Raw genomic sequence first — 25,198 nt, 5'->3', positions numbered from 1 at the left:
AATGTGGATGAGCGGCTGGCGCATCCACGAAGCAGGAAGAATGCCCGTTGATTATCTGGCGACGCCGCCGTCGAGCGATTCGTAACCGCGCCACTTGTAGATGAGCGCGGAGACGATCCAGCACGCCGCGAACAGCGCGACGATGCCGTAGCCGAGCATCCCGAAGTGCTCGGAGAGCGACGCTGCCACGTCCCACAGTCCGCCCTTCAGCCGCAGCCGGTCCGCGATCAGCCCGAGCGCCTCGATGCCGCCGATCAGCACGGCAATCAGCACCGAGACGAGCGTCACGGTGAGGTTGTAGTAGAGCTTGCGGATCGGCTTCATGAAGGCCCAGCCGTAGGCGCCGGTCATCAGCAGGCTGTCGGCGGTGTCGATGAGCGACATGCCCGCCGTGAACAGCATCGGGAACACGAGAATCGACCACACCGGCATGCCGCGCGCCGCTTCGGCCGCCGCGATGCCCATCAGCCCGATTTCGGTCGCCGTGTCGAAGCCGAGGCCGAACAGAAAGCCGAGCGGATACATGTGCCAGCTCTTGCCGATCAGCCTGAAAAGCGGACGGGCGATGCGCGCGAGCGGACCGCCGCCGACCGTGAGCATGTCGATGTCGTCGTCGCGGCAAGTTTCGCCGCGCCGCACGCGACGGAACGCGCGCCATACGCCGCGCAGCACGAACAGGTTCATCGCCGCGATCGCGAACAAAAAGAGCGACGACACCGACGTGCCGATGATTCCGCCGATCTCGCGGTACTCGGCGAACCGGCCGTGCACGGCCATCGCCGTCGCGGCGATGAGCGCGGTGGCGGCGATGACGATCGTCGAATGTCCGAGCGAAAAGAAGAAGCCGGCGAAGTGCGGCCGCTTGCCTTCGTGCATCAGCTTGCGCGTGACGTTGTCGATGGCGGCGATATGGTCGGCATCGACCGCATGGCGCAGCCCGAGCGAATACGCGAGCAACGACGTGCCGAGCAGCAGCGGATAGTGACGGAACGCGACCAACGCCCAGAGCCATGCGAGCACGTTGAACGCGATCAGCCCGCCGATGAGCCGCGCGGATTTGCGCGGCAGGTTGCGATGCGCCTGATGCGGCGCGGAAGCGGGCTCGATCGGTTCGGACATATGCGCGCGCTTGCGAGGATGAAGGGACAAAGCATAACGTGCGCCGATGCATGGTCAAAAATCGGATGCATATTGCGTCGAATGCGAAATCCTTAGCCGGATTCCTTGGTTGGGAGGCGTGCGACGCGCCGCTACCATGGCCCTTCGCCATTTTCGACGTCCGCCATGCCCCGCTATCTCGACGACGCCCAACGCCAGGAACTCCAACGCCAGCGCGAAACCTGGCGCTGGCGCAGCGAATGGCCGACGTGGGCGGTCGCCGTCGCGATCTACGGCGGATGGTTCGGCGTCGCGCTCAACGCGCGCGCGATCGGGCTGGTTCCGGCCGTCGCGCTGCTCGCGGTGCTGTCGTGCTGGTATATGTCCCTGCAGCACGAGCTGATGCACGGTCATCCGACGCGCTGGCCGCTCGTCAACATGCTCATCGGCATCGCCCCGCTCGCGGTGTGGTTTCCGTATGAGGTGTATCGCGAGTCGCATCTGCGGCATCACGACGACGCGCATCTGACCGAGCCGGGACGCGATCCCGAGAGCTATTACGTGACGCCCGAACAGTGGGCGAGCGCGGGCCCCGTCCTGCGCGCCGCGCTCGCCGCGCGCAATACCTTCGCGGGCCGGATGCTCATCGGGCCGTGGTTCTCGATCGCGGCATCGTGGCGCGAGGCGGCGCAGGCCGTCGTCGAGCGGCGCTGGAAAATCGTCGCGAGCTGGATCGTGCATCTCGCGTCGCTCGTGCTGCTCGCGAGCTGGCTCGACACGCGATGCGGCATTCCGTGGCGCGCCTTCGTGTTCGGTGTCGGCTATGCGTCGCTCGCGCTGGCGTCGATTCGCTCGTTTCAGGAGCATCGCGCGGCGGAGAGCCATAGCGAACGCACGGTCGTCAACGAGGCTGCGTGGCCGTGGCGACTGCTCTTTCTCAACAATAACTTTCACGCCGTGCATCACGATCTGCCGGGCGTGCCGTGGTTCGCGCTCGGGCGGATCTATGCACGGCGGCGCGATGCCTATCGCGCGAGCAACGGCGGTTTCGTCGTGCGCGGATACGGCGAATGGGCGAGCCGTCACGCGTTCGCGCAGGCTGCTGAACCGGTACATCCGTTCGCCGCGCCGGACGCATCTGCCGATCGACGCCGCGACGCGCGCCGCGAACCCGCGCGTCTCGCGAGCTGACGCCTCCCACGGTACGATTCGCGTCATGCACTGGATCGCCGCCCTGCCGATGTACAACGTCGCGCCCGCGCTCGCCGCGGATTGGCGCACGCTGCTCGAACGTGTCCGCGAGCATCTCGCGGACTGGCTACGCGCACGCGGCGATACGCTCGAGATCGTCGATCCCGGTGCGGATCTCACCGCGTTCTGGCTGCGCGACGACGTGTTGTTGTCGCAAACCTGCGGCTATCCGCTCGTGCATGCGCTCGCGAATCGCGTGCAAGTCGTAGGCGCGCCCGATTTCAACGCGCCCGGCTGCGAAACCGGCGCTTATCGCAGCGTGATCGTCGTCGGGGCGCGTGTCGGCGCGCAATCGGTCGAAGACTGCCGGAACCTGCGCGCAGCCTACAACGACGACGATTCCAACAGCGGCATGAACCTTTTCCGACACGCCGTCGCTCCTTACGCGCACGACGGGCGTTTTTTCGCGTCGGTGACGAAAACCGGCGCGCATCTCGCGTCGCTCGCCGCAATCGCCGAAGCGCGCGCTGACATCGCCGCGATCGACTGCGTCACGTTCGCGTTCGCGCAGGCGCATCTGCCCGAATTGACGGCGGGCGTGCGCGTGCTCGACGTGACCGCCGGCGCGAGCGCGCTGCCGTTCATCGCGTCGCTGCGCGTGCCGCCGGATTCCATCGACGCAATCCTCGACGCCCTCGCCGATGCACTCGCGGACGACCCCGCGCTCGCCGCACGGCTGAGGCTCAAAGGCATCGTCAGACGCACACAGACGGACTACGCGGCCATTCTCGACTACGAGCGCGAGGCCATCGAGCGCGGCTATCCTCGCCTCGCCTGACACTTCGCCCCACGGTGCATTCCGGCAGATTCCGCGGACTTTCGGCACAATCGGTCTTTTCAGCGCGTTAAACCAGCGCGATGCCGGATGCATCGCGATCCGTCACGCTTTCGGAAAGCCGCAATGATCCCCTTCTCGCTACTCGACCTTTCCCCGGTTCCGCTCGGCTCGACGCCGGCCGACGCCTTCGCCCATTCGCTCGATCTCGCCCAGCACGCCGAGCGCTGGGGTTATCTGCGCTACTGGCTCGCCGAGCACCACAACATGACGGGCATCGCCAGCGCGGCGACCGCCGTCGTGATCGGCCATATCGCGGCGGGCACGAAGACGATTCGCGTCGGCTCGGGCGGCATCATGCTGCCGAATCACGCGCCGCTCGTGATCGCCGAGCAGTTCGGCACGCTGGCTTCGCTGTTTCCGGGACGCATCGATCTCGGACTCGGACGCGCACCCGGCACCGACCAGACCACGGCGCGAGCGCTGCGCCGCGACCTGCACGGCAGCGCCGAATCGTTTCCCGATGACGTCGTCGAATTGCAGCGCTACTTCGCCGATCCGGTCGAAGGCCAGCGCGTGCGCGCGGTGCCCGGCGCCGGCCTGAACGTGCCGATCTGGCTGCTCGGCTCGTCGCTGTTCTCGGCGCAACTCGCGGCCGCGCTCGGGCTGCCGTTCGCGTTCGCGTCGCATTTCGCGCCGGATTATCTGCTGACCGCGCTCGAGGTCTATCGCAAGCAATTCCGCCCTTCCGCGACGCTGCAAAAGCCCTACGCGATGGTCGGCGTGAACGTGTTCGCCGCCGATACCGCCGATGAAGCACGCTTTCACTTCACGTCGCTGCAGCAGCAGTTCATCAATCTGCGGCGCGGCACGCCCGGACAATTGCCGCCGCCGGTCGAGTCGATCGCGTGGAGCGACGCCGAGCGCGCGGGCGTCGAGCATTCGCTCGCGTGTTCGGTCGTCGGCGCGCCCGCCGATGTCGAAGCCGGGCTGCGCTCGGTCATCGATCAGACGCAGGCCGACGAGCTGATCGTCACCGCGCAGATCTTCGATCACAAGGCGCGTCTGCGCTCGTTCGAGCTCACGAGCCAGGCGCGCGACGCGATCGGCGCGAGCGCCTGAAACATCGGCCTGAGCAGAGAAAATTAGGGGTCGCAAGGCTTCGACGGGTCTCCCGCTTTACGCGCGCGCTTTTGACAGGCAATAATGAGATACCGGAGGACGGCGCGGGCCGCGCCATCCTTCGCGTCCGCTTCACTTGCCAAGTTGAAACTCCGCATGGCGCGCCCGATATTCGTGCATGCCGGTGTTCGGCGCGGCGACACAACAACAACGACGTCGCAAGACGGGAGGAAGAATGTCGATGCCGAGAAGCGCCGCCACTGGCGCCATGACGCTCCTGACGGAATACGACGATGCCAGCGGACAGGAAGTGCGTTCGCTGCGCCTCGAACCGGCAGCGGACGGCAAAGCCGTACTGCTGATTGAAATCGACGAGCGCAAACCCGGCATTCACCGCGAAGTGCGTTATGAAATTACGCCCGCGGAGCTGATTGCCGCCATTCGCGCGCACGGTGCCGAATTACCTGGGGAACAACACAGTCGTTAAAACGTTTTAATAGTTGCCATCGGCAGCATACAATAGAGTTAGCGAGGTTTCGGCCGCCATGCGGAATTGGCGGAGCGGCTTCGCCATCGGTTCGTGGCTCCCCACGTGACGTTCCGCGCGCTTCCCGTTCGCGCGTCCGTCACGGCGATGCTCGGGCGGGCGAACGTTCGCATTGGTGGCAATGCACACATTAAAGGCAAAGTCATCGCGCGAATTAATAGGCGTGCGGTAATACACTAATTGACGCGTGCCATGCACTGCGTCACGCTTCATAAAACACATATATTCAAGTCATCGAACCGCCCCGGTCCGCGCGGGGTTTCGGTTCGTCCTCTGAAAATCAAAAAGCTGAATCAGGAAAGCCGTGGACGAAAGAAAGCGAGACAGCATCATTGCGTATTTGCGCAGCCGAATGGCTGAGTTCGGCATTTCGGAAAGAGCGTTGGCCGAAGCATTGGCCGAAGCGCCGGCGGAGAATCCGCCGCCGCCCTCCTTCACCAAGACCAACGGGACTCATGGCGCACCCAAGGCAAAGCGGCCGATGCCGCAATTGCCCCTGATACCGCATTCGTCGGATGCCGGGGCGCCGATATTCCGAAACGCGAGCGGCGATACGTGGGACGGCATCGGCGATATGCCCGAGTGGCTCAAGCGTGCAGTGCACGCCGGGCAGGACATTGAGTTTTATCGCGTTTGAGCGTCGTCGGCACATTGCCGAGGCAGGCCGCGCCTCGCTCGCGGCGGTTCGCGCGCGTCCTTTGAAACGCAGACCCGGTACATTGCGCCCAGCGCGCTCGCCGGTCGCGTTTTCGCTGCTCATAGGCAGCGTTCATAGGCAATTCACAGGGATTTATCAAGCCCAAAAAATTTTCGCCGATGGTTGCCCATCGAGCCTGAAAACGTTTATTGATACTTCTCTGTAAGTCGGCTCCTATTCGAGCCACGCATCGGCCTGACGTCAAGCACGCCCGATCAAGTCCCGCCGTCTCCATTCGACCAGGGGGCACGCATGAACGCATACGGACGCCGCAACGTTGCACCCGCCGCTCGCCGGCATCGACCGGCACAGGAACGCGCGCGAGGCACCGGCTCGGGTTCGCACAGTGGCGCCTGACGTCCCGGTCAACCGAAGTAATCCTAACGATCGAGCGGCGCGCGCCATGCTCTCCCGTCCCGACACACTGCCGAGCGTCGTGCGGCGCATGACGGCCGGACGCATGCTGCTCGGTGGCGCGTCGGTCGAGGCGGTGGCCGAGGCGCTGCATCTTTCCTTGCAAACGGTGCGGCGTTACAAGGCGATCGTCGACGAAGGCGGCCTCGACGCGCTCGGCAAGATGGGCGTCGGCGGGCGCGCCTCGGTGCTGGATCGCGAGGCGCTCGACTGGATCGCCGCCGCGCTGCGTGGGCCCGCGCGCGCGCACGGTTTCGAGAGCGATACGTGGACCAATGCGCGTCTGCGCGAACTGATCGAGCGGCGCTACGGCGTGCGTTACTCGCGCGTCTATATCTGGCAGATCGCGACGAACCTCGGGCTCGGACATTTGCTGTCCAAGTCGCGCCGCTGAGCGCGTTCCGCAAGTTGACTGAAGCAACACGAACATAAGGAGGCACGGCATGTTCCGCTCGTCATCTCAAATTTCGCATCGTTCGGTCAGGATTCTCGCTGCCTGCATGGCGCTCGCTTTCGGCGCGGTCGGAAGCGCATCCGCCGACGATGCCGCGTCCGCCCCGACGACGCGCGGCGCGGCGGCCATCGCACAGGTGCAGGCGCGCGTGGTCGGCATCGATCCGACGACGAACAGCGTGTCGCTGCAGGGTCCGGGCGGGCGCGTCGTCGAAGTGGCGGTGAATCCCGAAGTCGGCGATGTGAAGAAACTTCAGCTCGGCGATATCGTGAACATCGAATATCGCAGCGCGGTGCTCGTGAGCGCGACGAAGGTGAAGTCGAACGGCATCCGCGAGCGCATCGACACGGACGCGTTGATTCCCGCGTCGGGGGGCGTGGCGGCGGAGGCGCGCGTCGTCGAGGTGATCGGGACGATCGAGCGCGTCGATGCGAAGAACCGGCGCATCACGCTGCGCGGGCCGAACAAGACGGTGACGCTGCAAGCCGCGCCGGATGTGCCGCTCGCCGGGTTGAAATCCGGGGATATGGTGCACGCGCGGTTCGAATCGGCGACCGCCGTGCAGGTGATGCGCAGCGGCCAGGGGATCAAATGAATGTGTGCGGTTGTCCACAGTTTTTGTGGAGAGCCTTGTGGATAGCCGTGGGAGCATCGCCTCAACGCTTTGATCGCAAAGGCTTTTCCTTCGTGCATCGACAACGCGGCAGCCGCTGAAAAACGAAACGCCCCGCAGGGCGTTTCGTCATCCTCTCAGGCTCGAAGCGCGCCCTTCTCGTCAGAAATTGAAGTTGTCGATATTCGCGGCATCGAAGGTCGTCGGCGGGCCGAGAATCACTTCCCCGCTCTTGCCCACCGTGCGCTTGCCCAGCTTGCCCGCCTCGAACGAATCGCCTTCCTTGCCGGTGATCGTCCCCGATGCGAGATTGGCCGCCGCGAACGCCGCGAGATAACCCAGTTGACCCGGATCCCACAACTGGAACGCCTTGACCGTGCCGTTCTTCACGAACGCGCGCATCTGATTCGGCGTGCCGAGGCCCGTCACGACGACCTTGCCCTTCGCCGGCGAACTGGAGATATAACGCGCCGCCGCCGCGATCCCGACCGATGTCGGCGCGACGATACCCTTCAGGTTCGGATAAGCCTGCAACAAGCCCTGCGTCTCGACGAAGGACTTCTGATCGTCGTCGTTGCCGTACGCGATCTTCACGAGCTTCATCTTCGAATATTCGGGCTTCTTCAGTTCCTCCTGCATCCACTTGATCCAGGTGTTCTGATTCGTCGCATTGGGCGTCGCCGAGAGAATCGCGAATTCGCCCTCGCCGCCGATCAGCTTCGACAGCAACTGGATCTGTCCGCGCCCGATCGCTTCCGAATCGGCCTGATTGACGAAGATCTGCCGGCCATCGGGCGCCGTGTCCGAGTCGAAGGTCACGACCTTGATCCCTTGCGACATCGCCTTCTTGAGATACGGCACGACCGCGTTGGCATCGTTCGCCGCGATCACGATCGCGTTCTGCCGCTGCGTGATGAGCGTGTTGATGTAGCTCACCTGCGACGACGCGCCCGCATCCGACGGACCCACGACCTTGCCATCGCCCTTGAGCTCCTTGATCGCGGCCATGCCGCCGTCGTCGGCGATCACTTCGTACGGGTTGTTGATCTGCTTCGGCAGGAAAGCGATCTTCAGGCCGCTCTTGATATCGGCGGCGCTCGCCGAAAGCGCCACGGTCGCCGCGAGAAAGGCCGCCGCCAGCGCCGGCCCGCGCAGGAATCGATGAGGTTTATTCATGTTGGCATGTCTCCTGTCATTGCGCATTGGCTGCGCTGGTTGATTACGACGTTCAAAGCGCCTGCGCCATCAGACGCTTCTCGCGCGCGGCCCGCCAGCGCGCGACGAGATTCGGGATCAGCACCGACGAAAGCAGCAGCGCGCCCGTCACGATGGTGAGCGTTTCGCTCGATACGTCCGCGAGCGTCAGCGCATTGCGCAGCACGCCGATGATGACGAGCGACAGCAGAACGCCGATCATCGAGCCGCGTCCGCCGAAGATGCTCACGCCGCCGAACAGCACCGCCGCGATCACCGAGAGCTCGAAGCCTTCGCCGTTGTCGCCGCGCGCGCTCGTGAAGCGCAGCGTGTAGACGATGCCCGCGAGCGCCGCCATCGCGCCCGACATCATGAAGAGCTTCAGCTTCGTCTTCGCCACATCGATGCCGGAAAATTGCGCGGCCGTCGGATTCGCGCCGATCGCGAAGAGGCTGCGGCCGAAAGGCGTCGCTTGCAGCAAGACCGTGAAGATGATCGCGCCTGCAATGACGAGGACGAACGGCATCGGCAGGAAGGTGTCGCCGACCGTATCGATGCCGAACGCCGTGTACGACGCGGGAAAATCCGCGATCGCCTGATCGCCGAGCAGCACGTACGCAAGGCCGCGAAAAAGCGCGAGCGTGCCGATCGTCACCGCGAGCGATGGCAGACTGAAGCGCACGATCACGAGGCCGTTGAGCAGGCCAGCAAGCGTGCCGAACGCGAGCACGAGGACGATCACGAGCGGCATCGGCAAGCCCATGTGCCACAGCACGCCCATCAGCGCGCTCGATGCGCCGAGCACCGACGCCACCGACAAATCGATCTCCGCCGCGACGATGATGAGCGTCATCGGCAGCGCGATCAATGCGATCTCGGTGAAGTCGGCGAGCATGTTCGAGATGTTCGCCGTCGACAGGAACAACGGCGACAGCACGCGCCCGGCGACGAGCGATACGACGAGCACGATCGCGAGCATCGCTTCCCATTGCAGAGGGCGGCGTTTCGTCGTGGACAGAGCGGAATCCGGTTTAGCCATGATCGCGTTTCCTCATCATGCGGCGCGCGACGGAACGCGCGAGCAAGGTATCGAGCGCGATCGCCGCGACGATCAGCGCGCCTTGAATCGCCTGCTGCCAGAACGGCGACACGCGCAGCACCACCAGTGCGATGTTGATGACGCCGAGCACGAGCGCACCGAGCGTCGCGCCGGCGATGGTCCCGACGCCACCCGTGATCGCGACGCTGCCCACGACCGCCGCGGCGACGACTTGCAGTTCGATGCCCTTCGCCGTGCTGGCATCGACGGTGCCGAAACGCGCGAGCCACAGCACGCCCGCGAGCCCCGCGATCGCGCCGGAAAGCAGGAAGCCGATCATCACGCGGCGATCCACGCCTATGCCCGCCAGACGCGCGGCCTCGGGATTCGAGCCGATCGCATAATGCTCGCGCCCGCCGCGATACTGCTTCAGATACACCGACAGCGCGATCAGCACGACGAGCGCGATCAGCACGAGATTCGGCACGCCGATAAGCGAGCCCGTCGCGATGGACGCGAATGCGTCCGGCAGGCTCGTCGCGTTGATCTGGCCGCCGTGGACCCACGCGTAATCCGCGCCGCGCACGATATAGAGCGTCGAGAGCGTCGCGACGAGCGACGGCACGCGCCCGAACGTGACGAGCGCGCCGTTCACCGCGCCGATCACGAAGCCGATGCCGATGCCCGCGAACATCGCCACGATCACCGGCATGTGCGGGAACATGACGAAGAGGCTGCCGACGCCATACGCGCTCACGCCGACGACCGACGCCACCGACAGATCGATATGCCGCATCAGCATCACGATCGTCATGCCCGCCGTCAGCAGGCCGATGATCGACACGTTGAGCAGCACGTCGCGCAGGTTCTGCAGGTTCAGGAAATCGGGCTTCACCGCGGCGGTCGCGCCGATCAGCACGAGCAGCACGATGAAGAGCGTCAGCTCGCGGCTCTTCGCGATCGTGACCGCGAGGCTTTCGCGCTTCGTATCGGCGGCGTGCATCGCGGGGAGTGAAGATGTAGGTCGAGTCATCATGCTGCGTGCCCCAAAACGGCAGGCGATGCGCCCAGCGCAGCGCTCATTACGCGTTCTTCGTTCGCCTCGGCGCGCGCGATATCGGCGCTGATGCGGCCTTCGTGCATCACGAGCACGCGATCGGCCATGCCGAGCACTTCGGGCAGCTCGCTGGAAATCATCAGCACGGCCATGCCTTCTCTGACGAGTTCGGCGAGCGTGCGATACACCTCCGCTTTCGCGCCCACGTCGATGCCACGCGTCGGTTCGTCGATGATGAGCACCTTCGGATTCGTCGCGAGCCATTTGCCGAGCACGACCTTCTGCTGATTGCCGCCCGACAGCGTGCCGACGGGCGCATCGAGATCGCTGGCCTTCAGACGCAGGCGCTTGCCCCAGTCGGCGGCGAGCGTCGATTCGCTTCTCGCCGTGATGAGCCCGTGGCGCATCAATCGGCCGAGCACCGTCAGCGATGCGTTGCGCGCGATGCTCAACTCCAGCGCGAGCCCTTGCGCGCGACGATCTTCCGGCACCAGCGCGAGCCCGGCGCGCACCGCCGCCGCCGGATGCCCAAGCGCGAGCTTCTTGCCGGCGATCTTCACCTCGCCGCCATCGACCGGATCGATGCCGAAGATCGCGCGCGCCACTTCGCTTCGTCCCGCGCCGACGAGTCCCGCGAGCGCGACGATCTCGCCCGCGCGCACATCGAAGGACACGTTCTTGAACACGCCTTCGCGCGTGAGATTGCGCACCGAAAGACGCACGTCGCCGGGCGCGACATCGGCTTTCGGATAGAACGTGTCGAGATCTCGGCCGACCATTTTGCTCACGATCGCATCGATGTTCATGTTCTCGGTGAGCGCGTCGTGGACCTTCATGCCGTCGCGCATGATCGTCATGCGCTGCGTCAGCGCGAACACTTCATCGAGACGATGCGTGATGAAGAGAATCGCGGCATCGCGCTCGCGCAACGCACGCACGATCGCGAAGAGCCGCTCGACTTCGGGCAGCGAAAGCGCGGCCGTCGGCTCGTCCATGATGAGCACGTTCGCGTCGAGCGACAGCGCCTTCGCGATCTCCACGACTTGCTGATCCGCGATCGACAATCCGCGCACGAGCCGTTGCGCGCGCAGATTCACGCCGAGCGACGCGAGCAACGCATCGACTTCGCGATGCATCTCGTCGTAGCGAATGCGCCCGAAGCGATCGCGCGGCTGGCGGCCCATGTAAATGTTCTCGGCGATGGAAAGATCGGCGAAAAGCGTCGGCTCCTGATAGATCACGGCGATGCCCGCATCGCGCGCTTGCGCCGGATTCGCGAAGCGGCGCGCCTCGCCTTCGACGAGCAACTCACCCGCATCCGGCTGATAGACGCCCGCGAGCAACTTCACGAGCGTCGATTTGCCCGCGCCGTTTTCGCCGAGCAGCGCGTGCACTTCGCCGGGAAAGAGTTGCAGGCTGCCGTCGCCGAGCGCGCGCACGCGGCCGAACGATTTGCTGGCGTGTCTCAGTTCAAGACGTGGCGTCGTCATGTCGTTTTCCTCAGATGCGGTAGATGCGTTCCGCGTTGCGCACGAAGAGCGCTGCTTTCTCGCTGTCGCTCGCGTCGGCGACGATGCGCGCATACGCGTTCCACAACGCCGTGTACGTGCCGAACAGCCGATCCACCGGAAAGTTCGATGCGAACATCGCGCGCTCGACGCCGAACGCATCGATCGTCTCGTGCACGTAAGGACGCAGGCTTTCGATAGTCCAGCCGTGATCGAACATCGCAAAGCCGCTCAGCTTCACCGCGACGTTCGGGCAAGCGGCCAGCAAGCGCATGCCGTCGCGCCACGCGCGATAACCTTGCGTCGATGCGCGATCCACGAACATGCCCGCATGATTGACGATGAATTGCGTATCCGCATGCTCGCGCGCGAGTTGCGCCGCCTCTTCCATCTGCGATGGATAAAGCTGCAGATCGAACGACATGCCGAAGCGCTTGAGCAAGCCGAAGTGCCTGCGCCATTGCGGCTCGCGCATGTAATGACGCCCGACGTAGTCGTAGAGCTTGCTGTCATGCACGTTGAGAATCTGGCGGATGCCGCGCGTATTGGCGAACGCCGCATGCGCTTCGAGCACTTGCTGCGCGTTATCCGCCGACAGATCCGCGCCCGCGACGATGCCGTTCGGCATGCCTTCGATATCCGCGATCGATTGAAGCCAGCGCGTTTCCTCGACGGGATCGGCGGGATCGTGATTTGCATCGACGTGCACGAGCTTCAGCACTTCGATGTCTTCGGCATCGCGCAGCAGATCGGTGAGCAGATAGTCGTGCTGCAAGTCGCGCGCATCGCCGACGAACGACGTCTGCGGATTCGCAAGCCACGGGTAATGATGCGTCTTCAAGTCCCACAAATGAATGTGCGGATCGACGACCTGCATGATGGCGTTCCTCGCGAAAGAGGCGAACGTTTCAGGGAAGATGAAAGACCGGCACGAGCGGCGTCGTCACGGGCGAATTGTCCGCGTGCGTGTCCATCAACTCGGCCATGAGGTTCCACCACTTGCGCATGATGGGCAGCGTCGGCAACACATCGGTCGTGTGCGTGTCGGTGCGCTGATAAATGGCGAAGAGATGCCCGTTCGAGTCGTCCAGAAAGATCCGGTAATCGCGGATTCCGGCGGCGCGCAACGCATCGGCCAGTTCCGGCCATATCTCGCGATGACGCTTCTCGTATTCCTCGCGCATGCCCGGCTTGAGGGTCATGCGAAATGCCACTGTCTCCATGGCGGACCGCCTTTTTATGTTTGGTGAATCCCTGTGTTCGGGACTTGTCGTGCTGCGACTATAATTCGCCGACCGATAACACGACAATCCGATTGCAGGATTGGCCGATCGCAAAAACGTATCGCTGCGCCGTATCATCGCGCGGTTTCGAGCGGACTGTCGAATGAACCAGAACGTGTCCCAAAGTGTGTCGTCCAGCCTTTCACCGATCGCGCTCGTCAATCGGCTGAAGTTCAAGCATCTCGCCCTTCTCGTCGCGCTCGACGACGCGCGCAATCTGCATCAGGCCGCCGACGCGATCAACGTCGCGCAGCCGAGCGCGAGCCGTATGCTCGCCGACATCGAGGAAGCATTCGGCTTTCTGCTCTTCGAGCGCAATGCACGCGGCATGCAGCCGACGCCGCTCGGCACCGCCGCGCTCGCTTACGCGCGCCGCTCGCTCGCGGACCTGACGCGCTTCGCCGACGATCTCGACGCCAAGCGCCGCGGCGGTCACGGTCAACTGACGGTCGGCGCGATCATGGGCGCAGCGCCCGACGTGCTGGCGATGGCCGTCACCGAATTGAAATCCGAACGTCCGCTACTGAACGTGCGCATTCTCGGCGAGACGAGCGATCAGGTCGTGCAATTGCTGCATCGCCGCGAAGTCGACCTCGCGCTCGGACGCCTCACCACGCCGTTGCAGCACAACGATTTCGACTTCGAGCCGCTCGCGCGCGAAGCGATGCGGCTTGTCGTGCGCGCGGGGCATCCGTTGGCGGACAAGGCTTCGCTCGAGCTGCAAACGCTCGTCGGCTGGCCCTGGATTCTGCAACCGATCACGAGTCCCGCGCGCGGCCTCTTCGAAGACGAACTCGCGCGCGCCGGGCTGACGACGCCCGCCGATATCGTCGAATGCGCGTCGATCTTCGCGACGCTGCAACTGCTGCAAAACAGCGAAGCCGTCGCGATGCTGCCGGAATCAGTCGTGCGCGACTATCTGCGCGCGCAATTGCTGATCGAACTGCCGATCGAGATCGGCAAGAGCCTGTCCGGATTCGGCTTGTTGCGGCGCAAGTTCGAAACCTTGAGCGAACCGGCCGAGTACTTCATCGCGTTGTTGCGCAAGTACTCGGCGTCGTCGCGTCACTGAAGGTTCACGAACAGCCCGCCATCGACGAGCAAGGACGCGCCCGTCACATAGCGCGCCCGATCCGAAGCCAGAAACACGACGCACTGCGCGACATCGTCCGGTGCGCCGAGACGTCCGAGCGGGATGCGTTTTTCCATGTAGGCGCGCTTGTCCTCGTTCGAGAGATCGTCGGCGTTGAGGTCCGTCGCGATCGTGCCGGGCATCACCGAATTGCAGCGGATGCCGTACGGTCCCAACGCGATCGCGCAGGATTGCATCAGCGAATGCACGCCCGCCTTGGTCGGCGTGTAATGCGTCTGCATGCCGCCGCCGACGAGCGCGCTGATCGAACTCGTCGCGACGATCGCACCGCCCGTGCCCTGCGCTTTCATCTGGTTCGCGGCGGCCTGCGTGACGTAGAACGCGCCGTTCAGATTCACGGCGACCGTGGTTTCATAGACAGAAGCCGGCATGTCGAGGAACGCGTGAAACGGACAGATGCCCGCGTTGCTCGACAGCACATCGACGCGCCCGAACGCTTCCACCGTGCGCCGGATCAGTTCGATGCCGGTTTCGCGCTCGGCGACGTTGCCTTCGACCGCGATCGCGCGCCGCCCGAGCGCCTCGATCTCGCCGACGATCGATTCCACCGCCGACGCCTTCCCGTAAGACGTGTCGTTGTCGCGCCAGTAGTTAATCGCGACGTCCGCGCCTTCGCGCGCGCTCGCGAGCGCGATCGCACGGCCGATGCCGCGCGAGCCGCCCGTCACTACGACGACCTTGTTCTCCAGCAACATGCGATGCCCCTCAGTGTGTGTAAGGCCGCGTCAACGCGCATTCCGGATTCAGCCGCACGCCGAAGCCCGGCGTCTCCGGCACCTTCATGCGGCCGTTGACCGGCACGGGTTCGTCGAGCAGCAAGGGCGTAAACATCGGCACGACCTGATCGGCCTTGGGCGCCATCATCAGAAACTCGGCGAACGGCGAGTTATGACGCGTCACGACGAAGTGATAGCTGTACACCGACGAACCGTGCGGCACGACGAGCACGTTGTGCGCGTCCGCGAGCGCCGAAATCTTGATGAGCTCCGTGATGCCGCCGCACCAGCCGACATCCGGCTGCACGAGATCCGCGCAACCCATTTCGAACAGCATGCGAAAGCCCCAGCGCGTCGCTTCGTGCTCGCCGGTCGTCACCATCATGCCGCCCGGCACGGAACGGCGCAGTTCGGCATAGCCCCAGTAGTCGTCGGGCGGCAGCGCTTCTTCGATCCACTTCAGGCCGTGCTCGCGCGCCGCGTTCGCGAGGCGCTTCGCGTAGTTGAGATCGAGGCTCATCCAGCAATCGAACATCAGCCAGAAATCGTCGCCGACTTTCGCGCGCATGTCCGCGAGCTTCGCAATGTTCTTGTGCAGCCCTTCCTCGCCTTCCGCCGGGCCGTGCTGCAAGGGCATCTTGCCGCCGATGAAACCCATCTCCTTCGCGAGATCCGGACGCGCGCCGGTCGCATAGAACTGCAGCTCGTCGCGCACCGGTCCGCCGAGCAGATGGAACACCGGCTCACGGCGCACCTTCGCGAGCAAATCCCACAGCGCAAGATCGACGCCCGAAATCGCGTTGAGCACGATGCCCTTGCGCCCGTAATAAAGCGTCGCGTTGTACATCTGATCCCACATCTTTTCGATGTCGGTCACGCGCTGGCCTTCGAGAAAGCGCGCCAGATGCTTCTCGACGATGAACGCGCCGATCTCGCCGCCCGTCGTCACCGCGAAGCCGACGGTGCCGTCGCTCGCTTCGATCTCGACGACGAGCGAGCCGAGCACGTTCAGCCCGAACGACTGGCGGCTCGCGCGATATTCGGGATAGCGGGCCATCGGCGTGGCGATGTGATCGTCGATCCAGTGATCGGCGCCCTGATCGTGGTAATCGGCGCCGCCGCCGCGAACGGTGAAAGCGCGTACTTGCTTGATCGTCGGCATGGACATGTGTTCGTCTCCTTCTCGGTTCTTTCTGTTCAGGATGCGCTGGCGGTTTCGCCGCGCGTAATCGAATGACGTTCGGGCACGCGCACCAGCACGACGATGACAAGCGCCGCGAGCACGCTCGCGCCCGCCAGCACCATCAGCCCCGCGCTCGCCGAATGGAACGCGGCTTCGGCGGCGGTGCGGGCCATCGGCGCAAAGAAGCCGCCGAGTCCGCCCAGCGAATTGATGAGCGCGATGCCCGCCGCGGCGGCCGCGCCCGTGAGATAACGCGTCGGAAAGGTCCAGAAGAGCGGTTGCGCGGCGATGAAGCCGCTCGCCGCGCAGCACAGCGCGATCAGCGACACGACCGGCGATCCCGCGATGCCCGACACGGCGATCGCGACGCCCGACATCGCGAGCAGCGCGACCGCGCACACGCGATGCCGGCCGGTGCGATCGGCGTAGCGCGGCACGATCCACGTCACGATCACGGCGGCCATCCACGGCAGCGCCGTCACCAGTCCCACGCGAAATCCGACTTTCGTGCCGAGCAGCGCCGACACCTGTTGCGGCAGATAGAACACGACGCCGTACACCGCCGCCTGAATCAGGAAGTACACGCAACAGAGCACGAGCACGCGCGGATCGACGAGCGACGCGAGCACACTGCGCGGTCCGTGCGACGACGCCGCGCGCGCATCGTCGTCGAGGCGGCTGGCGAGCAGCGCGCGCTGATCGGGCGTAAGCCAGCGGGCTTTCGCGGGATCGTCGTCGAGATACCAGAACGCCCACACGCCGACGATCGACGCGAGCAGTCCTTCGACCAGAAAGAGCCATTGCCACCCTTTCAGGCCGAACGCGCCGTGCAGATCGAGCAGCAGACCGGACAGCGGCGCGCCGAAGATGAACGCGAGCGGCGCGCCGAAATAGAACACGCCGAGCGCACGCGCGCGCGACGATTGCGGAAACCAGCGCGTGAGGTAATAGACGATGCCGGGAAAGAAGCCCGCCTCCGCCACGCCGAGCAGGAAGCGCAGGGTATAGAACGTCGTGGCGTTATGCGCGAAGGCCATCGCCGCGGAGACGAGGCCCCACGTCACCATGATCCGGCACATCCACAGCTTTGCGCCAACGCGATGCAACAGCAGATTGCTCGGCACTTCGAAAATCGCATAGCCGACGAAAAACACGCCCGCGCCGAAGGCGAACGCGGCGTTCGTGAGGCCGGTGTCCTGCTGCAGCGCCTTTTGAGCAAAGCCGATATTCGCGCGGTCCAGAAACGCGAGCACGTACATGAGCAGCAGAAACGGCAGCAGCCGGCGCATGACACGCGACGTGACCGCGCCTTCCGCCTGTGCGGAATGGTTCATGTGAGTCTCCCGATGATGCGTTTCAGTACGTCGCGCGTCCGCCCGACAGATCGAACACCGCGCCGGTGCTGAACGCGCAGTCCTCGGACGCGAGCCACAGAATCAGCGACGCAGCTTCTTCCGGCATCAGGAAGCGGTTCATCGGAATTTTGGAGAGCATGTAGTCGATGTGCTGCTGCGACATCGAATCGAAGATTTCGGTCTTGGCAGCGGCGGGCGTGACGGCGTTCACGAGGATGTTCTTGCCCGCGAGTTCCTTGCCGAGCGATTTCGTGAGCCCGATCAACCCGGCCTTCGACGCGCTGTAGTGCGACGCGTTCGGATTGCCCTCCTTGCCCGCGATCGACGCGACATTGACGATGCGCCCGTAGCCCGACTTCAGCATGTGAGGCACGACGGCGCGGCACGTCAGGTACGGCCCGATCAGATTGACATCGATCACGCGCCGCCATACGTCGGGCGCGAGTTCCCAGGTCGTGCCGTTGCCACCGGTGATGCCCGCGTTGTTGACGAGCACGTCGATCTTGCCGTGCGCCGCCAGCGCCTTGTTCACGGCTGCATCGACGGAGGATTCTTCGGTCAGTTCGACGACCGCGTCGCTGACTTTGCGCTCCCTGTACTTTGCCGCGAGCTCGGCGCTCGTGCGGGCGAGGCGCTCGCCGTCGACATCCCAGAGCGATACCTCGGCGCCGGACTGCAGCGCGCGTTCCGCCACAGCGAGGCCGATGCCACGCGCGCCGCCCGTGACGATCACGACGCGGTTCGCCAGGTCGATACGGTTCATGGATGTGTCTCCTTTCGTTGTTCGTTGCTTTGGATGGTCATGCCGTGAGAGGCACTATAGTCCGGCGGCAATAGCGCAACAATTCGAAAGGGCGATCGTTCGATAGCAAAAGCGGATCGGTGGCGGAGTCGAAGCGGGCGGGGGTTAAGATTTCTCGATACGAATCGCGGAAACGCGCCTAAAGTTATAATTTCTCGATAAACGTTAAGAAATCTCGATGACACCGATCGGTTATTCCCGACTCATCGCCATTGGCGAACTGCGCGTAACGCCGCCGCGGAGGCTGGCGTACGCCAGTTCGTCGGTAAACCGGCGCGTCGACAGCGAGAGCCATATCCTGTTTCCAAACAGCGTGGCGTTCGACGATACGCCCGTCGGTCATCTGGAGTTCGCGCTACGCCACGAAGGCGTGAATCTCGAGATTATCGATGCCGCGTTCGAGCATATCGAGCCGGAAGAACTCATCGCCCGTCTGCGCGCGACGCCTTCCGGCGAGCAGATTCGCCGCGCCTGTTTCCTGTGGGAATGGCTGACCGGCAAGGCACTGGATGCGGGCGTGAGCGTCCGCGGCGGTTACGTCGACCTCTTTGCGCCCGATGTCTATTACACGGCGCCGCAGCCCGTGAATTCGCCTCGCTACCGCGTGCGCAATAACGCGCCGGGCACGCCGTGGTTTTGTCCGGTCGTGCACCGCGCCGCGATTCCGGACGATCCGCCCTTGAGAGACCTGCTTCAGGAAGCGCAAAGCGCGCTCGACGCGATGCAGGACCCCGATCTGTACAAGCGCGCGCTCGCTTTTCTGTATTTATCGGAGACGCGCGGCAGCTACGCGATCGAATCCGAAACCCCCAGCTCCGACAAGCAAGAGCGTTTTGTGCAGCTTCTGAAGCGCGCGGGCGAGCCTGCGAAGATCGACGAAGAATGGCTGGTGCAGTTGCAAAACGTGATCGTGCGGGACGTGTATAGCCAGGAAGCGTCGTATCGGACGAGACAAAACTGGCTGGAGGACGCTGCGGGCCGGATCGACTTCTTTCCCGCGCCGGTTGACGATCTTCGACGCGTGATGACCGATTGGGAAGCCTTCGTCAACGATCGGAAACGGTGCCCCGATGTGCTCGTGAAGGCCGCCTGCGCGGCCTTCGGCTTCGTTTATCTGCATCCGTTCTTCGATGGCAACGGCCGGCTGCATCGATTTCTCATCCAGCACGTGCTTGCGCGCTCGGGCGTGCTAGGCGCGGATACCGTGATTCCGGTGTCGGCTGTGATGGAGCGAAACATTCCGGCTTACCACGCCGTGCTGACGGCGTTCTCGCGCCCGGTCACGCGACTATGGAATTACCGTCGCGTCGATACGGAGCCGCTCGTACTGAGTGCGCCTTCGAGCCGCGCGTACCGGTTCTTCAACGCCGATCGTGAAGTCGCGTTTTTGCACGCGATGATCAAGGAGGCCGTGCGCGAGGAAATTCCGCGCGAGATCGCGTGGCTTCAGGGCTACGACGCCGCTTTTGCGCAACTGAACGACGAGTTCGACTTGCCGCGAAAGGATCTTTCAGCGCTCATTCGGATGGTTCAGTCGAACAAGGGGGTCCTGTCGGCGCATCGCAGGAAGCAGTATCAGCACCTTCCTCGCCCCGTACTCGACCGAATCGAGGAAGTGGTGCACGGTGCGTTCGCAAGCAGGGCGGCAGACCCGGAAAGTTAAGATTTCTCGAGTCAAACGCCAAAAATCCATCGAAAATCAAAATATCTCGTTGGGCGTGTAGAAATCTCGATTCCCTCGCCCCTCAGTGCGTTTGCCGGCGCTCGGGCCTTTCCATCCCGGAAACGTGGCCGCGCGGCATGGCGACCGAATCCTTGAAATGCTTATCGGCAAAAAGCGCGAATCCGAAAAGCGCGGCCACGCCGAGCGGGCAAATGACGAAAGCAGCAACGAGCACGGCAACCTCCATTCGATGATGCTCGCAGTGTATCCCGCGTAAAGCCGCCAATTGTCGTGAAAATCGACAATACTCCGTTCAATGTTCGCGAACTTTCACCCTGTTTGATTTGATGAGCGTGCGTATTCGCACCGGATCGTGGTGCCAGGCACGGCCGTTGCTATATGCACCAGCCGTCGATCCCGACACCGAATCAACCTGGAAAAGCATGTTCACACCGAAAGCCTGCACCGCTACCTGCGTACTGGACGGAATGCCCGTCACGCTGACCTACTTCCCCGACACCACGCTGCTGCGGATCACCGACGCGAATGGCCGCTGCGTGCGCGAAACCCGCTGGCCCGCGCCGTGGCGGACGTTGCTCGCGACCTTGCGCGAATTCAGCGGACGCGATGCCGAAAGCCAGCTTTCGACCTTGCTCGACGAGATTCCCGCCATGTCGAAGCCGACGCGCGAGCTAGCATCGGCGCTCGCGTAGCGGAATGTTTCATCACTAGAATCAATGAGTTCCATCGAGACAATTTTGAGCGCGCGGACCTGCGCCATTTACAATGTCGGATCGGCCGCGCATGGGCTGCCCGGCCCGCGCCGATTCACGCCCCTCGCGGTCCCACTCTCACGCATCCGACTGGCTGTATGGTCACTGAAACGTCTTCATCGGAATCCCTCGCCGTCGCTGAACGCGTGCGCGAACTCATGGGCCGTCACGGCATCGGAAAGCGACAGCAGACAGCGGAGCTGTGCCGCATTCTCGACCTGAGCTTTTCGCAGGGCCACCGGAAGCTGCGCGGGAACAGTCCGTGGACGCTCGCGCAGATTCGCCGCGTCGCCGATGCCTTCGACGAACCCGCGCTCAAGCTCTTCGATTCGATCAACACGCGCCCCGACGAAACCGAAGGCACCGCGCACGACGCCGTGCTCAAGCTCGGTTCGGTGGAAATTCCCTGCATGGCGTGGGTCGGCAACGCGCTCGATGCGGGCAGCCGTCCGGATTTCATCGCGCAGAAACTCAACAATCGCTGGATCGTCACCAAGCACGAAGGCGTGCTGCTGCACGAAGCCAGCGACGTCCACAAGATCGAAATCCAGCCGCGCCGGCCGGATACCGACAAACCCATCATCGCCGTGGTCGACGACGATCACGCCTCGGCCGACAATCTGCACGACTATCTCGAAGCCACCGGATTCGCGGCGATGGCCTTCTACGGCCTCGACGCGTTCCTCGAAGCGCTGCAGACGCAAGTGTTCGATGCCGTCGTGATCGACTGGCTGTTCGGCGTGCATACGTCGGCGGATGCGATCCGCGCGGTGCGCGAGTCGGACAATCCGGACGCGCCGGTTTTCGTGCTGACGGGCGAGCTCACCACGGGCAAGGCGAGCGAATCGGAAATCAGCCAGGTCATCCGCGACTACAACGCGACGTGTTTCGAGAAGCCCGCGAGGCTCGGCATTCTCGTCGCCGATCTCTCCAAGCGGCTGATGCGCAATTAGCTGACGCGCCGGCGCACCGTCACCGCGCGATGCACCGCGCCCTTCAGCACCTCGTAGCGCACCGGCTTCAGCAGATAGTCGAAGAACAGCACGGCCGCGCTCGGATCCACCAGTTCGGGCGCGTACGCGCTCACCGCGATGATCGGCACGCTCGCGCCGGGCGCACTGCGCGCACGATACTCGTTCGCGAACGAATAGCCGTCCTTGCCCGGCATATGCAGGTCCGCGAGGATCACGTCGGCGTCGTTCGCGCGCAGCCACGCGAGCGCGCTGTCGACATCCGGCAGCGCGACCGCGTAATAGCCGAGATGCGTGAGCATTTCGATCAGAGAATCGCGGATCGACTCGTGGTCGTCGATCACGAGCACGCGCGACTTGCGCAACTCGGGCGCATCGGCTTCCGGCTCACGCCGGGGCACATGACGCGCCGCGACCGCCGGCAGGCTCACGCGAAACGCCGCGCCCTGCCCGACTTCGCTCGAAACCTCGATCTTCCCGCCAAGCAGCTCGACCAGCCCGCGCACGACCGCGAGGCCCATTCCCGCGCCGTCGAAACGCCGCGTGCTCGATGAATCGAGCTGCGTGAATTCCTGGAAGATGAGCGGCAACTGCTCGCGGGAAATGCCCGGCCCCGTATCGATCACGGAGATGTCGAGGCGCTTCTCCGTGCGCGCGAAATGCACGTCGATGGAACCCGCTTCGGTGTACTTGATCGCGTTGGTCACGAGATTCGTCACGATCTGCCGCACCCGATGCGGATCGGATTCGATCGGGCCGCGCTCGCCCGCATAATCGCCGCGCAACGCCAGGCCCTTCGCGCTCGCGGCGGGTGTGTTCGCATCGACGATGGATTCGAGCAATTCGACCGGATCGAAAACGGCCATGCGCAGTTCGAGCTTGCCCGCGCCGAGACGCGCGTAATCGGTCAGATCGCGCATCTGCGCTTCGAGATGACGCGCGCCCGCTTCCAGACGCTGCATGATCTTGCGGTCGGCGTCGCCGCGCGCGTTCAGCCCGAGCAATTCGACCGACGAGACGATCGCATGCAGCGGCGTGCGCAGCTCGTGGCTGATCATGCCGAGGAACGTGTCTTTCGCGACGCCCGCCTCGCGCGCCGCGCGCGTCGCCTGATGCTCCGCCGCCAGCGCCGCGCGCTGCTGTTCGATAAGGCGCGTGCGCCGATAGCCGTTCAAGAGCAGCAGGATCGTCGCCGCCGCCGAGAGCAGGCCGAGCAGCACGCCGCCGTAAATCAGATAGCGGCGCTTCGCCTCGAAATCGCGCACGATCGCCTCGCGCTCCGCGACATCCATCAGCCGACGCCCGCCCGCCAGTTCCGCGACGACGGGCGCGTTCTGCCGCAATACGCCGATCACACGCAGGGTGCGCTGGTGCTCGCTCTGCAATCCGTCGATATCGCCTTGAATGGAATCGAGCGCCGTTTGCAACTGACGCAGAATCTCGCGCTGCCGGTTCAGCAGCGCCTGATGATCGTCCGACACACCCGCCGATTCCGACACCTGCCTGAGCCGCGCCCGCAGCAGCCGATAGCTCGCGCGCACGCCCCCCGCGTCCTCGTCGATGCCATTGCGATACAGCAGAACGTGATTTTCGAAGCGCGCGTACGCGATCTGAAACTGCGCCGCGTCCCAGTACACGTCGTAAGGCAGAACGAGCCGATGCGTCTCGCGCGCGACCAGACCCGAATACAGCATGTAGCCGACCGCGCCGATCGGCGGCGCGACCGCGAGCGCGATCAGCGCCGCATACCAGAGCCGGCGAAACCAGGGTCGCGCGGCGTGTGCGCGCAACGGGGATTCGGTGCGGATGACGGCCATCCGCTATTGCAAGGCTTCGATCGCCCGGGCCGCGCGCTCGGACGCGACGACGATCAGCTTCATCGTCGCCCGCGTCGCGCCGACGAAGATCTTGCGCGCGGCCTGCTCGTCGAGCGCGTCGAAATCGACTTCGGTGAGAATCACGCAGGGCGCCGATTGCCCCTTGAAGCGATAGATCGATTCGAGCAGTACGTCTCCCTCGCGATACTCCGGGTTGCCGAACAGATCGTACGTTCCGGTGAAGGCGCGCAGCCGATGCGGGCCGAGGTGATCGACGGCAGTGAGCGCCGAACCCTCGCGGCCCCGGAACGACAGCACCGCGATGTCCTGCTTGCGAAAGCCGAGCGACAACGCGTGGGTGATCGCGCGCTTGGTCGCCTCGATGATTTCCTCGGGATGCCCGTCGGCGTAGGTCGAAACGCTCACGTCGGAGCCGTCGAAGGGACTGCCCGCATCGAGCCGCACATCTGGCCCGACGACCTTGCGGATGAAACCGAGCAGATCGCGCGGGCTGCGATAGTTCGTCGTTTCGCGCAGGATCGTCCAGCCCGGCAGCGGCACCGGCTCGCGCAAATACAGGTTCTGCATCGGATCTTCGAGCCACCACCACGCGCCTTCAGGATTCAGCAGACGTTCGAGCGCCTCGACCCACGCCGCCTGAAAATCCTGGCCTTCATCGACGATGAGCACATCGGTCTTCCATTGCTCGGGCACGGGCACGGCGGCGAAGCGATCTTCGAGCGTCGCGAAGACATTCGGCTGACTGAAGTCGGGCGGACTGCCCGCATCGCGCGCGACGGCCGCGCTCAACTGATGGTAATTCGCGATCTTCGCCTCTTTCGGTGCGATCGCACGGATATGGTCGGCGAGCGGCCGGTTGAAGCACACGTAGAGCACGCTCTTGCCCTGCGCGAGCGCGTCGCGCATCACGCGCACGGCGAGTTGCGTCTTGCCCGCGCCCGCGGTCGCGATCACGCGAAGACGGAACGGTTCGAATTCGAGCCGCCGCGCCCACGTCGCGAGCCCGCCCGACAGACGCGTGACGAGCGTGTTCGCCGCACCGACGAGCGCGTTGGTATCGGGCGTGAGCGAAAGTTCGTCGGCGAGAAAATGATGGATGCGCGCCGCCGATTCGAAGCGCGGCTCGTCCGGCGGCAGGATTTCGAGCACGACGCGCGCAAGCTGCGACTTGCGGCTCGCATCGACGATGCGCGCCGGCGACACGCCCGCGATGGCCGTGTTCTTGACGGTGTAATCGGGGCAGTAAAGCAGTTCCTCGATCCGGTACGTGCCCGCGCCGAACGCCGCCGTGAACCGCCGATGCAGGTTCTCCAGCGTGCGCGCGAGCTGAATGGCGACGTTGCGCTCTTTCTGCAAATAGACCTTGACGAGACCTTGCCCCGTCTCGCGCAGAAAACCGGCCTTCTGCTCGATCATCAGCACGCGGCCGGACGGCGCGACGACTACGAAATCCGCTTCGCCGAAGACCGAAAATCCTTCGTTGACGCGAGTCCAGTGCACGCCGTGATAGACCGTGTAGTCGTCGGGCAGCTTTTCGAGGCGCGCGAGCGTTTCGAGTTCGCGCGCCGCCGCGCCGGTCGCTTCGAGGTTCTTCCAGTCGTCGGGAACGATTCGGGCCATGCGTCGCCTTTGGGCTGAGTGATTGCGTCCGAGTCATTGTACGCAACGCGCTTACCGTTCCCGCAATAGGCC

Annotated in this window: 25 protein-coding genes; 11 read left to right on the top strand and 14 right to left on the bottom strand. The window is 64.3% G+C overall.

Annotation, left to right across the window (positions count from 1 at the left end; all coding sequences use genetic code 11):
* Positions 1-51 precede the first annotated feature (51 nt).
* Positions 52-1,119 carry a HoxN/HupN/NixA family nickel/cobalt transporter gene (locus NCS02_RS16765; RefSeq protein ID WP_008353519.1) on the bottom strand — a complete coding sequence of 356 codons (1,068 nt, stop codon included), beginning with the start codon at positions 1,117-1,119 and terminating at the stop codon, positions 52-54.
* Positions 1,120-1,284: 165 nt separating this feature from the next.
* Here NCS02_RS16765 and NCS02_RS16760 point away from each other — a divergent pair, with 165 nt between their 5' ends.
* The 7 genes from NCS02_RS16760 (at position 1,285) to NCS02_RS16730 (ending at position 6,953) form a co-directional block, all read left to right on the top strand.
* Complete coding sequence (locus tag NCS02_RS16760) at positions 1,285-2,289, top strand: fatty acid desaturase (RefSeq protein WP_175979242.1); 1,005 nt, start codon at positions 1,285-1,287, stop codon at positions 2,287-2,289.
* A gap of 25 nt (positions 2,290-2,314) precedes the next feature.
* A complete protein-coding gene (locus NCS02_RS16755) occupies positions 2,315-3,127 on the top strand; it encodes a phosphate/phosphite/phosphonate ABC transporter substrate-binding protein (RefSeq protein ID WP_250502923.1) in 813 nt (270 codons plus the stop codon).
* Between the two features lie 123 nt (positions 3,128-3,250).
* Positions 3,251-4,246, top strand: a complete 996-nt coding sequence (locus NCS02_RS16750; RefSeq protein WP_008353522.1) for an LLM class flavin-dependent oxidoreductase — start codon at positions 3,251-3,253, stop codon at positions 4,244-4,246.
* Between the two features lie 241 nt (positions 4,247-4,487).
* Positions 4,488-4,733 carry a hypothetical protein gene (locus tag NCS02_RS16745; protein ID WP_008353523.1) on the top strand — a complete coding sequence of 82 codons (246 nt, stop codon included), beginning with the start codon at positions 4,488-4,490 and terminating at the stop codon, positions 4,731-4,733.
* Between the two features lie 364 nt (positions 4,734-5,097).
* Positions 5,098-5,430: an H-NS family nucleoid-associated regulatory protein gene (locus NCS02_RS16740; protein WP_008353524.1), complete on the top strand. Its 333-nt coding sequence runs from the start codon at positions 5,098-5,100 to the stop codon at positions 5,428-5,430.
* A gap of 463 nt (positions 5,431-5,893) precedes the next feature.
* Complete coding sequence (locus NCS02_RS16735) at positions 5,894-6,298, top strand: helix-turn-helix domain-containing protein (RefSeq protein WP_008353526.1); 405 nt, start codon at positions 5,894-5,896, stop codon at positions 6,296-6,298.
* A gap of 49 nt (positions 6,299-6,347) precedes the next feature.
* Positions 6,348-6,953 (top strand): copper-binding protein, encoded by a 606-nt coding sequence (locus NCS02_RS16730; RefSeq protein ID WP_250502922.1) that lies wholly within the window; start codon positions 6,348-6,350, stop codon positions 6,951-6,953.
* Between the two features lie 180 nt (positions 6,954-7,133).
* Here the strand turns inward: NCS02_RS16730 and rhaS are convergent, their stop codons facing one another.
* Genes rhaS through rhaM form a run of 6 tightly spaced genes read right to left on the bottom strand, consistent with a single transcriptional unit; the run spans position 7,134 to position 12,992 of the window.
* Positions 7,134-8,147, bottom strand: a complete 1,014-nt coding sequence (gene rhaS, locus NCS02_RS16725) for a rhamnose ABC transporter substrate-binding protein (protein ID WP_008353534.1) — start codon at positions 8,145-8,147, stop codon at positions 7,134-7,136.
* Positions 8,148-8,199: 52 nt separating this feature from the next.
* Positions 8,200-9,204: an ABC transporter permease gene (locus NCS02_RS16720; protein ID WP_175979240.1), complete on the bottom strand. Its 1,005-nt coding sequence runs from the start codon at positions 9,202-9,204 to the stop codon at positions 8,200-8,202.
* Positions 9,197-10,237 (bottom strand): ABC transporter permease, encoded by a 1,041-nt coding sequence (locus NCS02_RS16715; protein WP_502800884.1) that lies wholly within the window; start codon positions 10,235-10,237, stop codon positions 9,197-9,199. Before NCS02_RS16715 ends, NCS02_RS16720 begins: the two co-directional genes overlap by 8 nt.
* Positions 10,237-11,751: a sugar ABC transporter ATP-binding protein gene (locus NCS02_RS16710; RefSeq protein WP_008353538.1), complete on the bottom strand. Its 1,515-nt coding sequence runs from the start codon at positions 11,749-11,751 to the stop codon at positions 10,237-10,239. Before NCS02_RS16710 ends, NCS02_RS16715 begins: the two co-directional genes overlap by 1 nt.
* A gap of 10 nt (positions 11,752-11,761) precedes the next feature.
* A complete protein-coding gene (locus tag NCS02_RS16705) occupies positions 11,762-12,646 on the bottom strand; it encodes an amidohydrolase family protein (protein WP_008353541.1) in 885 nt (294 codons plus the stop codon).
* 31 nt (positions 12,647-12,677) lie between these two features.
* Positions 12,678-12,992 (bottom strand): L-rhamnose mutarotase, encoded by a 315-nt coding sequence (gene rhaM, locus NCS02_RS16700; RefSeq protein ID WP_250502921.1) that lies wholly within the window; start codon positions 12,990-12,992, stop codon positions 12,678-12,680.
* Between the two features lie 163 nt (positions 12,993-13,155).
* Between rhaM and NCS02_RS16695 the strand changes: the two genes are divergently transcribed.
* A complete protein-coding gene (locus NCS02_RS16695) occupies positions 13,156-14,124 on the top strand; it encodes a LysR family transcriptional regulator (protein ID WP_008353543.1) in 969 nt (322 codons plus the stop codon).
* Here NCS02_RS16695 and lra1 read toward each other — a convergent pair.
* From lra1 to NCS02_RS16675, 4 genes are read right to left on the bottom strand one after another with little or no spacing between them, the layout of a single operon-like run.
* Positions 14,118-14,900, bottom strand: a complete 783-nt coding sequence (gene lra1 / locus NCS02_RS16690) for an L-rhamnose 1-dehydrogenase Lra1 (protein ID WP_008353544.1) — start codon at positions 14,898-14,900, stop codon at positions 14,118-14,120. The two genes, NCS02_RS16695 and lra1, sit on opposite strands and share 7 nt — an antisense overlap.
* A gap of 10 nt (positions 14,901-14,910) precedes the next feature.
* Complete coding sequence (rhmD, locus tag NCS02_RS16685) at positions 14,911-16,089, bottom strand: L-rhamnonate dehydratase (protein ID WP_008353545.1); 1,179 nt, start codon at positions 16,087-16,089, stop codon at positions 14,911-14,913.
* A gap of 29 nt (positions 16,090-16,118) precedes the next feature.
* Positions 16,119-17,438 carry an MFS transporter gene (locus tag NCS02_RS16680; RefSeq protein WP_008353546.1) on the bottom strand — a complete coding sequence of 440 codons (1,320 nt, stop codon included), beginning with the start codon at positions 17,436-17,438 and terminating at the stop codon, positions 16,119-16,121.
* A 22-nt stretch (positions 17,439-17,460) separates the two neighbouring features.
* Positions 17,461-18,222: an SDR family oxidoreductase gene (locus NCS02_RS16675; protein ID WP_250435683.1), complete on the bottom strand. Its 762-nt coding sequence runs from the start codon at positions 18,220-18,222 to the stop codon at positions 17,461-17,463.
* Positions 18,223-18,439: 217 nt separating this feature from the next.
* Here NCS02_RS16675 and NCS02_RS16670 point away from each other — a divergent pair, with 217 nt between their 5' ends.
* Positions 18,440-19,924, top strand: coding sequence for a Fic family protein (locus NCS02_RS16670; RefSeq protein WP_250523238.1), 1,485 nt, complete (start codon positions 18,440-18,442; stop codon positions 19,922-19,924).
* Between the two features lie 82 nt (positions 19,925-20,006).
* Here NCS02_RS16670 and NCS02_RS16665 read toward each other — a convergent pair whose 3' ends face one another.
* The gene (locus NCS02_RS16665; RefSeq protein ID WP_160172889.1) at positions 20,007-20,171 is read right to left on the bottom strand and encodes a hypothetical protein; all 165 of its coding nucleotides are present in this window, start codon (positions 20,169-20,171) and stop codon (positions 20,007-20,009) included.
* A 196-nt stretch (positions 20,172-20,367) separates the two neighbouring features.
* On the opposite strand from NCS02_RS16665, the gene NCS02_RS16660 reads away from it, so the two are divergent.
* Complete coding sequence (locus NCS02_RS16660; RefSeq protein ID WP_033536125.1) at positions 20,368-20,637, top strand: hypothetical protein; 270 nt, start codon at positions 20,368-20,370, stop codon at positions 20,635-20,637.
* A gap of 158 nt (positions 20,638-20,795) precedes the next feature.
* Positions 20,796-21,650, top strand: a complete 855-nt coding sequence (locus tag NCS02_RS16655; RefSeq protein WP_008353552.1) for a helix-turn-helix domain-containing protein — start codon at positions 20,796-20,798, stop codon at positions 21,648-21,650.
* On the opposite strand, the gene NCS02_RS16650 is transcribed toward NCS02_RS16655, so the two are convergent.
* Both NCS02_RS16650 and NCS02_RS16645 read right to left on the bottom strand, forming a co-directional pair.
* Positions 21,647-23,485, bottom strand: coding sequence for an ATP-binding response regulator (locus NCS02_RS16650; protein ID WP_008353554.1), 1,839 nt, complete (start codon positions 23,483-23,485; stop codon positions 21,647-21,649). The genes NCS02_RS16655 and NCS02_RS16650 overlap by 4 nt on opposite strands.
* 3 nt (positions 23,486-23,488) lie before the next feature.
* Entirely contained in the window at positions 23,489-25,126 is a 1,638-nt protein-coding gene (locus tag NCS02_RS16645; RefSeq protein WP_008353556.1) for an ATP-binding domain-containing protein, read from the bottom strand.
* Positions 25,127-25,198 lie beyond the last annotated feature (72 nt).

Source organism: Caballeronia sp. NCF2 (assembly GCF_023631205.1).
Taxonomy (GTDB): Bacteria; Pseudomonadota; Gammaproteobacteria; order Burkholderiales; family Burkholderiaceae; genus Caballeronia; species Caballeronia zhejiangensis.
The sequence above is the reverse complement of the archived record's forward strand: the minus strand, read 5'-3'. Positions and strand labels throughout refer to the sequence as shown.